Consider the following 14,069-nt stretch of genomic DNA (forward strand, 5'->3'; position numbering starts at 1 on the left):
GCCCAGTGGGGTGCGGCGGGCGGCCGACGCGCCGCCGACGAGGCGTGGCGCCAGCTCGGCGCGCTGGAACGGGCCCTGCGGCGTGCGGTTCCACGCCATCGCCGGCTGGCACACCGGATCGCGCCGCATACCGTGACCGTCGAGATCCACCGCTGGCGGCGGGACTTCCCGTCCCGGCGGCGTGAGCGCGCGGCGCGGCGCGGCGTCGGGGCCGCGGAGGTTTCCGCGGGCCGCGGCGGGTACCCCTCCCAGGGGCCGGTCGTGCGGTGAGACAGGCCGTCGACCAGGCCGGATGTCGAGGAGGGGACCAGCCATGGCGCAGGCGATGAAGGGGCACACCGAGCCCGCGGGAGCGGGCACCTCCGACCACGAGATGGCCCGGCAGGTGGCGAGCCAGACGTCGAAGGACCGGGCCGCGGAGGCGATTTTCCGCCGGGAGCGCGGCGGAGCCCTGAGTGACCGTGAAGCGGCCAAGAGCGAGAAGCTTCGTCGATGACGGCGGGGGCCGCCAACGGCGGGTGCGTCGTTCGCAGACCGGTCAAGTGCCGCGGTCCGCGGCCCGCCGCAGGCCGCGTGCGAATGGCAGTGCAACCCGCTGACGGTTGCCGTATGTATGAGTGATGCAGCAGCGTCCCGCCGAAGCGGGCCATGGTGAGCCTGGCCCGATCCCACCGGGCGACGTGGGCTTGGCGCCGGGGACCGCGCCGACGGACCGTCCCTTCAGCACTGCCGGCACCCCCGAATCGGCCTGGCGGGACTGGCGACCGGGCTGGGCCGAGTTCGATCTGACCAACCCCCCGCGCGGCGTGGTCGTGGTCGCCCCGCACCCGGACGACGAAGTGCTCGGCGTCGGGGGTCTGCTGGTCCTCCTGCGCTCCCTGGGGGTGACGATCTCCGTGGTGGCGGTGACGGACGGCGACGCCTCTCACCCCGGCTCGCCGACGCTGTCCGCCGCCGAGCTCGCCCGCCGACGCATCGCCGAGCAGCACGCCGCGCTGGTCGTACTCGGGCTCGGTGACGTCGAGGTACATCGGGCCGGGCTCGGTGACGGCCGGGTCGCCGGCCACGAGGAGACGCTGGCCGCCCAGGTCGAGCCGCTGCTGACACCCGACTGCTGGATCCTGACGACCTACCGCCACGACCGCCACCCGGACCATGAGGCAACGGGACGCGCGGCCGCCTTGGCGGCCGGTGAGGCGGGATCGCGGCTGATCGAGTACCCCGTCTGGACCTGGCACTGGGCCGTCCCGGATGACCCGCGCGTGCCATGGTCCAGGGCGCGGACCGTGCCCCTGCCCGTGGCGGCCCAGCAGGCCAAGCGCCAGGCCGTCGAGTGCTACCGGTCGCAGATCGCGCCGCTTTCCGATCATCCCGCCGACACCGCGGTCCTCACCCCGGAGATCCTCGCGAGGCTGTTGCGCCCCGCGGAGACGGTGTTCGTCTGAGCGGCCGGGTAGCCCGTTCGGGGGTCCCGCCGGGGACGGACGACCCTGGGTCCATGTTGCGGATGTGTTAATGCGCCGAGCTCCGGTAGCCCCGGAACCGCTTCGCGACTAGTGTCCGGGCGGAGAACTGCATACCGCTGCCGCTCACACCCGTGCGGGAGAGTCCCGGCCGCTTCGCGCCAGGACGCCGAAGGAGCAAGCTCTCCCCAGAAACTCTCAGGCCCCCAACCGCCGGGTCAGGCAACTCTGAAAAGTGGACATTTCGGTGTTCCGCCGACGGTGAAAGCTGCGGCCACCCGTCACGACCCTCCGGGTCACTGACCGTAAACGGTGGTCGCGGTGAATCTCTCAGGCCAATGACAGAGGGGGAGGCCCGCCGCGGCGTCGGTTCGATCCGTCGTCGCCCGACCTCCGGAGCAGCTCACCATGCCTGACAACATCTCGGCAGCCCCTGGCGCCCGACCCGGTGTGGACACGGTCCCGGCCGCCGTCCCCCGTCCGGGCGGTGCGCCTGGCCCGGCGGTGCCCCCGGCGTCCTACCCCCGGTTCGCCGAGCGCCACATCGGCCCGGACGACGCCGCCCAGAGCGTCATGTTGTCCGCGCTTGGCTATTCCTCGCTCAGCGCGCTGACCGAGGTCGCTGTTCCGGTCAGCATCCAGGACCGCACCCTCGACCTCCCGGCGCCGCTGGACGAGTCGGCGGTGCTCGCCGCGCTGCGGGCGCTCGGCGCCAAGAACCGGCCGGTGCCGTCGATGATCGGTCTGGGCTTCCACACCGCGGTGATGCCGGGAGTCATCCAGCGCAACGTCCTGGAGAATCCCGCCTGGTACACGGCCTACACGCCCTACCAGCCGGAGATCTCGCAGGGCCGGCTGGAGGCGTTGCTGAACTTCCAGACGATGGTGACCGACCTGACGGGCCTGGACGTCGCGGGCGCGTCCCTGCTCGACGAGCCGACCGCGGCGGCCGAGGCGATGCAGATCGCGCTGCGCACGGCCAGGCGCGGGCGCCGCACGTTCCTCGTCGACGTCGACACCCTGCCGCAGACGATCGCGGTCGTGGCGACCAGAGCGGAGGCGATGGGCGCGAACGTCGAGGTCGTCGATCTCACCGACTCGGCCGCTGTGCCCGCGGACGTCTGGGAGTCGACGTTCGGCGTGCTGGTGTCCTACCCGGGGCCGAGCGGGGCGGTACGTGACCTGAGCGTCGCGATCGCCGCGGCGAAGGAGCGCGGGGCCGCCGTCGCCGTCGCCGCCGACCCGCTGGCGCTGACGCTGCTGCGCTCGCCCGGCGAACTCGGTGCGGACATCGCGGTGGGCACCACCCAGCGCTTCGGCCTGCCGCTGTCCTTCGGTGGTCCGCACGCCGGTTACCTCGCCGTCCGCAAGGGCCTGGAGCGGTCCCTGCCCGGCCGGCTGGTCGGAGTCTCCGTCGACGCCGACGGCGCACCCGCCTACCGGCTCACCCTGCAGACCCGGGAACAGCACATCCGCCGGGAGAAGGCGACCAGCAACATCTGCACGGCGCAGGTGCTGCCGGCGGTCCTCGCCTCGATGTACGCCGTCTACCACGGTCCGCAGGGCCTCGCCGGGATCGCCCGGCGCATCCACGGGCTCACCGTGCGCCTCGCCGCAGGGCTGCGGTCCGCCGGCGTCGTGCTCGAGTCCGACGCCTTCTTCGACACCGTGGTCGCGACGGTGCCCGGTGCCGCCGCCGAGGTGGTGGCGCGGGCCCTCGAGAACGGCGTGAACCTGCGCCTCGTCGACGGGGATCATGTCGGGGTCTCCTGCGGCGAGACGACCGTCGAGGCGGACCTGCGGGCCGTGTGGACGGCGTTCGGCGTGCCGGTCACGACAGCGGCCGAGCTCACGGCGGCGATCGACGCGGACGGCCCGGTGCCCGCGTCGGTTCCCGTCGCGCTGCCCGCCGGTCTGGTGCGCACGAGCGGCTACCTGGAGCATCCGGTGTTCCACCGGTACCGGTCCGAGACGTCGATGCTGCGCTATCTGCGGCGCCTCGCCGACGTCGACCTCGCCCTCGACCGAGGCATGATCCCGCTCGGCTCCTGCACGATGAAGCTGAACGCGACGGCCGAGATGGCCGCGGTCACCTGGCCGGAGTTCGCGGACATCCATCCGTTCGCGCCGCTGGACCAGACCGCCGGCTATGTCGAGATGATTCGGGATCTGGAGGAGTGGCTGACGCGGATCACCGGGTACGCCGGGGTCTCCGTGCAGCCGAACGCCGGTAGCCAGGGCGAGTTCGCCGGATTGCTGGCGATCCGCGCCTATCACCGGGACAGGGCGGTGCCCGGGGCGCCCGCGCGTGACGTCTGCCTCATTCCCTCGTCGGCGCACGGTACCAACGCGGCCAGCGCGGCCATGGCCGGAATGCGGGTCGTCGTGGTCGCCTGCGACGACGACGGAAACGTCGACCTCGACGATCTCGCCCGCGCGGCGCGCGCGAACGCGGAGGTCCTCGCGGCGTTGATGGTGACCTACCCGTCGACGCACGGAGTCTACGAGGAGGGCATCGGGCAGGCCTGCGCGATCGTGCACGAGGCCGGCGGGCTGGTGTACGTCGACGGCGCGAACCTGAACGCGCTGGTGGGCCTCGCCCGGCCGGGCCAGTTCGGCGCGGACGTCAGCCACCTGAACCTGCACAAGACGTTCTGCATCCCGCACGGCGGCGGCGGCCCGGGGGTCGGCCCGGTTGCCGTCGGCCCGAAGCTGCTGCCCTACCTGCCCAACCACCCGTTGCGGCCGGAGGCCGGCCCGGAGACCGGCGTGGGACCGATCTCGGGGTCGCCCTGGGGCTCCGCCGGCATTCTCATGATTCCCTGGGCCTATATCCGCATGATGGGTGCCGAGGGACTTCGCCGGGCCACGTCGGTCGCGGTGCTGAACGCGAACTACATCGCCCACCGCCTGCGGCCGCACTATCCAGTCCTGTACGCGGGCCGGGATGGCCTGGTCGCGCACGAGTGCATTCTCGATCTGCGGCCGCTCACGAAGGAGACCGGGGTTACCGTCGATGACGTGGCGAAGCGCCTCATCGACTACGGTTTTCATGCGCCAACCATGTCCTTCCCGGTCGCGGGAACGCTGATGGTGGAGCCCACCGAAAGCGAGGATCTGGCCGAGATCGACCGATTCTGCGAAGCGATGATTGCGATTCGCCGCGAGGCGGATCAGGTTGGCGCGGGAGTCTGGCCGCAAACGGACAACCCGCTGCGGAACGCGCCGCACACCGCTCAGATGCTGACCGCCGACGAGTGGCCGCACCCGTATTCTCGCTCGGTCGCCGCCTATCCGGTCGCCGGGCTGCGGGCGGCGAAGTACTGGCCGCCGGTCCGGCGCATCGACGGCGCCTACGGCGACCGGAACCTGGTCTGCACCTGCCCACCGGTCGAGGCGTTCGCGGAGACCATCGACGACGAGCCCGTGCTGGTCGGGGTCGGCTGACGCGGGGGCGGCCGCGACCAGCATCGGCGGTCGCCGCACCTTCCGGGTGTCGGATCCGGGGTCGGGCCCGTGCCGAGAGTCCGCTGCCGTGCGGGAACGGGGCCGGCGCGGGCAGGGCTGGTAGCCCTGGCGAGGGCGCGCGGATACCTGGACGGCAGGTTTCGCCCGCGTGTAGGTGAAGTTAACTCTGCTTACGACGGTAAGGCCCGAACCGCCGATGCCCCGGCGGCACGCCCGCTAACCCGCGTGCGCCCCGGAGCTTCCCGCGCCGGCCGTGCCGCTTCGGTAACACCCGGGGCACCGTCCCCGGGACGAGGTCAGCCACCTGTCGTGACGTGCACCTTTGCATCGTGGGGTCGCCACGGGTGGCCATTTCCGTGACACATAGTCAGCGATCTGATCGTTTACTTGTGTGACCCTTCCACGAGCTCATGGTCGGGCCTCCGGGAATCTCACGTAACGGAAGAATCGTGGGTCATGGGCCCCTTTCGCGGCGGTACCCGGACGGGTGGCTATTGACCACTGATCGGTTGAGCCCAATAGTTGGGACCAACTGTGGTGGTGGATTACGGTTTATTCACTCCGGCAGACCACCGATGGGGCAACGGAAGGATGTGGCGGATGGATCTACGGTTGGAGAAACAGGTCGCACATCTGCGCCGGAAGGCGGTTGATGTCGGTCTCGGGCCGGCCCTGAAGCTGGTGCGGGACAACGTCGTGCCGACGGCCCGCCGTAATCGCAATGACGACCGCCACCTGGCGCTGCTGGTGTCGTTCGTGCTGCAGGAGACGTCGAACTGCATCGACGTGGGCGCGCACCGTGGCGATGTGCTGCGGACGATTCTGCGGCACGCCCCGAGGGGCCGGCACATCGCGTACGAACCTCTGCCGCATCTAGCCGCCGCACTGCGGACGGATTTTCCGTCGGTCGAAGTGCGCCAGGCCGCGCTGGCCGACGAACCCGGAATCCTGCCCTTCGCATATGTCCGCAGTCGGCCCGCCTACAGCGGGCTGCAGGACCGTGTCGCGGACACAGAGGAGGTCGAGCAGATCGAGGTCGACGTCGAGGTGCTCGATGAGTCGCTGCCCGCGGGTTACGAACCAAGCCTGATCAAGGTGGATGTCGAGGGCGCCGAATACAGGGTCTTCCGGGGGGCCCGCAAGCTGATCTCCGCGTATCGTCCCCACCTGGTGTTCGAGTTCGGCGCCGGCGCCCGTGACTTCGGCACGACGGCCGATGAGATGTACACGCTCGTCGACGGCGATCTCGGAATGCGGATCTTCGATCTGGACGGCAACGGTCCGTACACTCTGCCGAAGTTTCGGGACACCTTTGACACCGGCCGGCACTTCAACTTCGTCGCGCATCCCTGAGGATGCCTCGGGGCAACGCCCCCGATGATCTCCCGCGCGGGCGGCGGTGACCGCTGTACGGCTCGCAGGGTGGCCCGTACCGGTCGTCCGGCGCGGGGCCCCGCGGGAGCCGAACCACGTGTCGGGACCGGCCCTGCGCTCACCAAGTGGGCCCCTACGGTGCTCGCTCTGTGCGACCGCGCGGCCGCGACGTCCTGCCGATCGCGGCGCGCCGCCCACCTGGCCCAGGCGCCAGGTGGCTCACTCCTGCCGGCAGACTGCCCGGCCGCGCGGTGTCGGCGTGGCATCGTCTGGCCAGGGCGTGGGTAGTTCTTCCCCGATCGCCCCGGGGTTGCCACTCTGGGTGTCCGGCCGGCTGTCACATGTGCTCATGCGGGGGGAGTCTGCCGGTGTGCGCGGCGTTTCGTGATCGCGGCCTGCCTGAGGTGATGGTGGAGACCAGCCGTCAAACGGGGGAGTGACGGATTCGGCTGGAACACCGATACTTTGACGCTCCGGCATCTGGAACGCGCCGGATCGCTGGTACCCGAGATCCTCGCGGAGGACGCCAGCGAACCGCGGCACCGGTCGTGCCGGAAACAGCCGCACAGGTGGTGCGTTGTGGGCAGGGGTAGGTAATCATCCGATCAGCGGGGTGGGAGGGAATCATCGACCGGTCCGCGTGATACCCCCCGGCACACTCGCGGCAGGGTTGAGGATGTCGTCACCGGTACGGGGTCTGTCCGTACCCAAGAAAGGTCACGAGAGAGGGGCGTCCGTGCGAACGCTCGAACCCACCAGCCTCGACCTCGACGCGATCGAGGCGGACAAGCTCGCCAAAGGCATCACGCTGAGCCTGCTGATCCCGGCCCGTGGCCCGGAGGCAGCCCGGACCGTCGGGGAGATCATCGCCGCGAACCGCCAGCGGTGGATGCAGGAACGTGGCGTGCTGGACGAGATCGGCGTTGTCGTCGACCCGTCCTCGGACGGTGACGAGCACGACCTGGTGCGCATCGCGACGGAGGCCGGCGCGAGCTGGGTCGTCCGCGGGCAGTCCGTCCTGCAGCGACACGCCGGCCGGGAGTCGACGGCGGCAGGTGGCAAGGCCGGCGCGATGCGCAGCCTCGCGTACCTCGCGTTCGGCAATCGCCTCATCTTTCACGATGCCGATCTGGAAAGCTACGATCCGTACACAGTCGGGGTGCTTGCGGCGGCGACCACCGCCGGCAATGCGCCACTACTCGTGAATGGTAGTTCTCGCCGGGTGACCGGCGATGGTCGACCGGGCGGACGAACCACCGAGATGCTTCGGTCGTTGTTGTCGAAGCAACTCGCCCGATATGTGCCCTCGATCACGCGGACGATTCAGCCGCTGATCGGGGAGTTCGTGATAGATGCCGATGTGTTCGCCTCGCTCGCGTTCTCCCGTGGGTATGGGGTGGAGACTTCGCTGAAGGTTCTCGCCCTCGATCTGCTGGACTACTCCGACAGCCTCCAGGTCGAGCTTCCGATCAAGTACCAGGTCGGGCAGCATTACCACGCCCTCGTGAAACAGTTCCATGAGATCAGTTTCACAATCGATGTGCTGGAGGCCTACTTCCAGCGTCGCCGGGTGGATCCACATGTCGCCATCTGGCAGATCGCCGACAACTATGATCTTTTGTTTCCAGGTCGGACGTACGCGCTCCACCGACCCGCGGGCTACGACGAGTCGGACTTCGTGCCGCGGCACGGCTTCTACCAGCCGCTTGCTACCGCTCCGGCCTACCAGGCCCGGCTGCCGGAAATAAAGAGCGCTCGTCGGCTGGCTCTGGACACCCTGGGCCGGCGGATGCGAACGTCCGCCTGATCTGATCATCGCCGGACGGGTGGCCGGACGGGTGGCCGGACGGGTGGCCGGACGGGTGGCCGGACCGGGCGGTCCACCGGCCGGTCACCCGCTCCAGGCGGTGGGCCTCTACTAGCTCCTCACGCCGAACGAGAACATTGTCCTAATGTCACTCGGTCGACCTGCGGAGGATGTTGTGTTCGCACCCCTGCTCGGGCTGGTCACACGCCGTCCCCGCCTGGTGCTTGTGCTCACCGTCGTGGTCCTGCTCGGCGGCGGGGTGCTGGCCGCGACCGCGTTCGGCAAGCTCCAGACCGGCGGCTTCGACGATCCGGCATCGGAGTCCTCACGGGCCGCCGACCAGCTGGACACCCGCTTTCACGGCCGCCCGAACGTACTGCTGCTCGTCACCGCCCGACGGGGCGACGTCGATGACGCACCCGTCGCGGCCGCCGGTCGCGCCGTGGCCGCCGATCTTGCGGCTCAGCCAGGCGCCCGCGACGTCGTGTCCTACTGGACCGGTGCGGGATCGCTACTACGCTCCCAGGACGGCCGGTCGGCCCTGGTCATCGCCAGCGTCGCGGACGATGACCAGGCCGTGGACGTCGTCGACCGCTACGAGTCCGGTGACCACTCGCCGGCGGCGGTCATCGTCCAACCGGGCGGTGCGGCCACCGTCGGCGTGAACATCGGCAGCCAGGTCTCCAGCGACCTGGCGAAGGCCGAGACGTTCGCGATCCCCGTCACCCTCGTGCTTCTGGTCCTGGCGTTCGCCGGGGTGGTCGCGGCCCTGCTGCCCCTGGGCGTCGGACTGCTGGCCATGGTCGGTGGCCTAGCGGTGCTGTCCGTCATCGCTAACGTCGCCGATGTGTCGATCTTCGCGGTCAACCTCGCGACCGCATTCGGCCTCGGCCTCGGCATCGACTACTCACTGCTGATGGTGAGCCGCTTCCGGGAGGAACTCGCCGCCGGGCGCGACCGCGCCGACGCGGTGGCGGTCACGGTGCGCTCCGCCGGCCGGACGATCCTGTTCAGCGGCGCGACCGTGATCGTGACCGCCGCGGTGATGTTACTCTTCCCGCCGTACTTCCTGAAGTCCATGGCCTACGCGGGCATCTCGGTGACCGTGGTCGCGGTCCTGGCCGCGCTGGTCGTGCTGCCGGCGCTGCTCATGGTCCTCGGCGACCGGGTGAACGCGTTGCGTGTCGGGGGCATCGTTGGGAGGGTTCGCCGACGGCGGGCCGACCCCCCGACCGGGCCGGCCGGGCCGGCCGGGCAAGCATCGCGGGCTGCGGCCCGGGAGTCGGCGGAGTCACCGTTCTGGCGCTCGCTCGCCACCGCGGTGATGCGCCGGCCCGTGCTCACCGGACTGCCGGTGATCGCCGTCCTGCTGGTGCTCGGGGTGCCCTTCCTGCACGTCAACTTCGGCACTCCCGACGAGCGGGTCCTGCGACCCGGGGCGGCGCCGCGCCGGGTCGTCGGCGACGCGTTGCGCGAGCAGTTCACCGTCGACCTCGGCGGTGCTCTCAACCTGGTGGTGCGGTCCCGGGACGGATCCCCGTCGGTCGACCGGTCCGCCCTCGCCGCCTACACCGCCACCCTGTCGCGGCTACCCGATGTGGCCCGGGTGGACGGTTCGCTCGGTAGTTACGTGCACGGCGGGCGCGCCACACCCCCCAATCCGACCAGTGCCCGGTTCGGGGCACCCGGCGCACAGATGCTCCAGGTGATCCCCACCGTGGACTACGCGTCGGGCCGGGCGCAGGAGCTGGTCCGGGCCGTCCGCGCGGTGCCGGTACCCGAGTCGACCACCGTGCTCACTGGCGGCGCGCCGGCCGTCCTGGTCGACGGCAAGACCGCGATCGCCGATCGGCTGCCGCTGGCGTTGGGCCTGATCGCGTTGCTGACGGTCGTGCTGCTGTTCCTGTTCACCGGAAGCGTTCTGCTGCCCCTGAAGGCGATCGTGCTCAACGGTCTGTCCACCTGCGCGGTGTTCGGCGTCGCAGTGTGGATCTTCAGCGACGGGCATCTGTCCGGCCTGCTCGACTTCACCCCGGGGCCGCTGGACACCTCCATGCCCGTGCTGCTGTTCTGCATCGCCTTCGGGCTGTCGATGGACTACGAGGTCTTCCTGCTCTCCCGGATCAAGGAGGCGCATGACGGCGGGGCCTCGAACACCGAGGCGGTGGCCGCCGGGCTCGCGCGGGTCGGCCGGATCGTCACCACCGCCGCCGCCCTGCTGGCCGTCACGTTCATCGCGTTCGCGACGTCGTCGGTCCGGTTCATGCAGATGTTCGGGGTCGGCACGGCACTGGCCATCGTGCTCGACGCGACCCTCATCCGGGGGGTGCTGGTCCCGGCGTTCATGCGGGTCGCGGGTGGGGCGAACTGGTGGGCTCCCCGCCCGCTGCGACTCCTGCATGACCGGCTTGGGCTGCACGAGTTCCAGCCGGCACCACCCACGGCCGCCTCAGAACCGCTCGAAGCCGCGACGGCGCTCCCAGTCGGTGACCGTCCGGTCGTACCCGGCCAGCTCGACCTCGGCCGCATGGGCCAGATGGTCGACGACCCGCTCGCCGAACATGGCCCGGGCGATCGGGCTTGACCGCCACCGTGCCGCGGCGTCGCGCAGCGTCGTCGGCAGCGGCGGCAGACCTGAAACCGTGAGGGCGTTGTCGACCCGGCCGTCCTCGAGCGCCAGGCCGTGCTCCATCCCGTAGCGGCCGGCGGCGAGGATTCCCGCGACGGCCAGGTACGGGTTGGCGTCGCCGCCTGGCACCCGGTGCTCGACCCGCAGCCCTGGCCCGCTGCCGACGACCCGCACGGCGCACGTCCGGTTGTCCCGGCCCCAGCTGATCCCCGTCGGGGCGAAAGCACCCGGCGCCAGCCGCTTGTAGGAGTTGATGTTCGGGGCGAACAGCAGCGTGAAATCGGCCATGCAGGCGAGCTGGCCGGCGACGAACGAGCACATCAGCGGCGACATGCCGGCGGTGTCGGCGCGCGCGTGAGCGCCATGGTCAGACGGGCGATCACCGGCCTCGGTCGACGCGTGCGCCGGCCCGCCCCGGTCGACGGGGGCCGCGAAGACCGGCCTGTCGTTCGCGGACTCGCGCAGCGAGAGATGGACATGGCACGAGTTGCCCTCCCCGGCGTCGTACTTCGCCATGAAGGTCAGCGCCTGTCCGCGGGCCGCGGCGAGACGCTTCGCGGTCGTCTTGTAGAGGACGTGAGCGTCGCACGTCCGAAGTGCCTCCGCGTAGTGGAACACGATCTCGTACTGGCCCGGATGGACCTCCCCCCGGGCGGACTCGACGCGAATGCCCGCCTGGGCCATCGCCAGCCGGATGCCGCGGGCCAGCTCGTCGAGTTCCTCAGCCCCGGAGAGCGCGTAGTCGATGCTGTACCGGCTTGCGGGGGTCAGATCGGACCAGGCACACCGCGCCGCGCGTTCGTAGGACTCGCGGAACGCCAGGAACTCCAGCTCGGTCCCGGCAAGGGCGGTCAGACCGTCCGCGGCCAGCGCGTCGAGCTGGCGGCGCAGTACCGCACGGGGAGAGACGTCCACCACGGTCCCGTCGGGCCAGTAGGCGTCCGCCAGCACCACAGCGCTGGACCGGCGCCACGGTGCACGGGAGAGGCTGGCGAGGTCCGGCCGGAGCCGGAGGTCACCGAAGCCGTCCAGCCAGGGGGTGCGTGGATAGCCTCCGTCGGTCCGCATGTCGACGTCGACCGCGTGCAGGTAGGCGCACGCACCGAGGCCCCCGGGGAGGACCTCGCCGGTGAAGTGCTCCGGCGATACGGCGCTGCCGACCAGCCGACCCGGCAGGTCGACGGTCGCGACGACCACCTCGTCGATCGGGTCGTCACCGGTCAGCAGGTCCGTGAGCACCGCCCGGCCGGGCCCGTCCGTCGGCGGCGTGCCCTCCCCCGAACGGGCCGGGGGGCCCGGGGTGGCCCTCACCCCGTCTCCGGGCGGGCCGCCGACGTCGCCCGCTCGGGGCCCGTCTGGTCGGCGGGCGGGGTCGCCACCGGATTCGCGACGTGGCCGCGGATCAGGTCGAACCCGCCGTCCCGCTCGGCCCGGTCATGGAACCCGGCGCCGGCGAACTGCTCACGGTTCAGACAGACCCGGTCGAAGCTCGGCGCGAGCAGATCGATCTGCGCGAAACGCTGCCGCAGCTCCGGGAAACGCGCGTGGTAGCCGTCGATGCTCGCGCGCACCAGTCGCCAGAACTCGCCCTCCCCGATCTCGAGATGGTCTTCGACGAGTACGGCGAAGAAACGGAAGTGGCCGGCGAACACGGCGGAGAGCACCGAATGCGCCAGCATCGCCCCCGGCCAGCGGCGGCAGTGCTCGGCCACCGCCGGGGGAAGCAGCTCGAGCGCCGCGACGTCATCGTCCACCAGCTCGATGTCCGCCCCGAAATCCTTGATCGCGATGCGGGTGGGGAGCTCATCGGCCGAAAAGACGCACAGCACGTTCTCGCCATGCGGGGTGAAGGCGACACCGTAGCGGTAGAGGTAGTGCAGCAGCGGTGGCAGCAGCGCGGAGAACAGGGCGGCCAGCCAGTCCCGCGCCGACCGGTCCGATCGGGCCACGAGTTCGGTGACCAGCGCCCGTCCATCCGATCCGGTCAGGAGCAGCGACGCGAGGCTGCGAGCCCGCTCCCCGGGGTCCAGATGCTGGTCCACCGGATCGCGCCAGAGCGCACCGAGCAGCTCGTGCAGCCGGTAGGGCGCCGCGGGGATGCCGTCGTAGGCCGGATGACGGACTGTGGCGCCCGCGACCTCGGGCAGGGGTATCACCCTGGTGGCTTCGCGCAGGAACGGGTCAGCCGTGGCCAGGTCGAGCAGCCAGCTGGACACCGCGGGGCCGGCGACGGCGTCCGCCGCCGACATCCCCCGCCACACCAGGGTGTTGCGGATCATCAGGGCAAGCTTGACGTTTCGGCGCGCCGGCACGTCGATGTTGGCAAGCGTACGGATGGCCTGGAGCGGGAGGTACCGGTCGGGCGCCTCGCCCAGCGGGACGAGCAGCCCGGTTGCCAGTTCGGCAGCGTAGAGCGGGACGATGACGTTCTCCCACTGCCAGGGGTGCACGGGCAGCCAGACGTAGTCCACGGCGGCCGCGCCGACCGTCGCGTCGCCAAGCGCGTGGACGAGGGTCGCCGTGAACCGGGCGCGGGTGTCCTCGTCGAGTTCGGTCATCAGCAGCTCCGGTCCGGCCAGGGGCGCCGTCCCGGCGCCGGCCGGTGTGGGGCGCTCCGCCCGGGGCACGGTGGCGGAGCGGATCTGCTGGAAGAGCCCGATGCTCGGGTGGGCCGCGACCCAGCGCAGCCGGAAGGGCGAGCGGGCCTCCGGGCTGTAGAGGTCCGTCTGGGCACCGAACCCGAGTCGCCCCTTGTTGGCGACGAGGCACGGGTGCCCGGACTGGCGCCCTTCCAGCGCGACGAACGGGAGGTCGGCGAGGTCCGCCGCCGGGATGGCCGATTCCAGCAGGCACCGGTCCGCGGCCTGCGTTGCCAACAGATCCCTGATCACGTCGGCGAGCACCTGGTCGGACCAGCCGAGTTCGGACTGCAGGTCTCGCAGGAAACGAACCGGGTCGTCAGCGGGACCATCCGCCAACGGGTCCTCGTCGGCGCCGTGGCCAGGCGCGTTCGACCGGACCAGTGTCGCGGGCTCTAGCCACCATGACCCGAACGTGCCCCGCCGCGCCCGGAAGACGTAGGTGCAGCCCGCCGCCGCCAGGGTGTACGTACGCGCTGGCCCCCGCCCGATCGCAGGATCATCGTCCCCGTTCGCGCCAGGCCACTGGTCGTGGATCTCGGGGTGCTCGGGGTGCTCGGGGTGCTCGGGGATCTCGGGGATCTCGGGGTGGAGGAGTTCCTCATAGGCCAGTTCGGCGATGAGTCTGACCAGCAGGGCGCGGCCCGCGGAGCGCCAGCGGAGCGCCGACGCCCGCAGCGGCGCGGCGC

General features: G+C 71.0%; 7 protein-coding genes, 2 pseudogenes and 2 riboswitches. Of the genes and pseudogenes, 7 read left to right on the forward strand and 2 right to left on the reverse strand.

From position 1 onward, the window contains the following. The 7 genes and pseudogenes from MXD58_RS08225 to MXD58_RS08255 form a co-directional block, all read left to right on the forward strand. Positions 1-270: pseudogene (locus MXD58_RS08225) on the forward strand (hypothetical protein); the annotation flags it as partial. A 43-nt stretch (positions 271-313) separates the two neighbouring features. Next, positions 314-496, forward strand: coding sequence for a hypothetical protein (locus MXD58_RS08230; RefSeq protein ID WP_248836422.1), 183 nt, complete (start codon positions 314-316; stop codon positions 494-496). 124 nt (positions 497-620) lie between these two features. Continuing rightward, positions 621-1,445 carry a PIG-L deacetylase family protein gene (locus tag MXD58_RS08235; protein ID WP_248836423.1) on the forward strand — a complete coding sequence of 275 codons (825 nt, stop codon included), beginning with the start codon at positions 621-623 and terminating at the stop codon, positions 1,443-1,445. A gap of 145 nt (positions 1,446-1,590) precedes the next feature. After that, positions 1,591-1,686: riboswitch (glycine riboswitch) on the forward strand. Beyond that, a riboswitch (glycine riboswitch) is annotated at positions 1,687-1,815 on the forward strand. A 56-nt stretch (positions 1,816-1,871) separates the two neighbouring features. Further along, positions 1,872-4,910 carry an aminomethyl-transferring glycine dehydrogenase gene (gcvP, locus tag MXD58_RS08240; protein WP_248836424.1) on the forward strand — a complete coding sequence of 1,013 codons (3,039 nt, stop codon included), beginning with the start codon at positions 1,872-1,874 and terminating at the stop codon, positions 4,908-4,910. Between the two features lie 555 nt (positions 4,911-5,465). Continuing rightward, the gene (locus tag MXD58_RS08245; RefSeq protein ID WP_248836425.1) at positions 5,466-6,284 is read left to right on the forward strand and encodes an FkbM family methyltransferase; all 819 of its coding nucleotides are present in this window, start codon (positions 5,466-5,468) and stop codon (positions 6,282-6,284) included. 757 nt (positions 6,285-7,041) lie between these two features. Beyond that, complete coding sequence (locus MXD58_RS08250; protein WP_248836426.1) at positions 7,042-8,112, forward strand: glycosyltransferase family protein; 1,071 nt, start codon at positions 7,042-7,044, stop codon at positions 8,110-8,112. Between the two features lie 145 nt (positions 8,113-8,257). Continuing rightward, a pseudogene (locus MXD58_RS08255) lies at positions 8,258-10,435 on the forward strand (MMPL family transporter); the annotation flags it as partial. Positions 10,436-10,561: 126 nt separating this feature from the next. On the opposite strand, the gene MXD58_RS08260 reads toward MXD58_RS08255, so the two are convergent. After that, positions 10,562-12,052: a glutamine synthetase family protein gene (locus tag MXD58_RS08260; protein ID WP_374615807.1), complete on the reverse strand. Its 1,491-nt coding sequence runs from the start codon at positions 12,050-12,052 to the stop codon at positions 10,562-10,564. Then, positions 12,049-14,058 (reverse strand): IucA/IucC family protein, encoded by a 2,010-nt coding sequence (locus tag MXD58_RS08265; RefSeq protein WP_250609163.1) that lies wholly within the window; start codon positions 14,056-14,058, stop codon positions 12,049-12,051. The genes MXD58_RS08260 and MXD58_RS08265 overlap by 4 nt, the downstream gene beginning before the upstream one ends. Between the last annotated feature and the right edge of the window lie 11 nt (positions 14,059-14,069).

It is taken from the genome of Frankia sp. AgKG'84/4 (assembly GCF_023242965.2).
Taxonomy (GTDB): domain Bacteria; phylum Actinomycetota; class Actinomycetes; order Frankiales; family Frankiaceae; genus Frankia.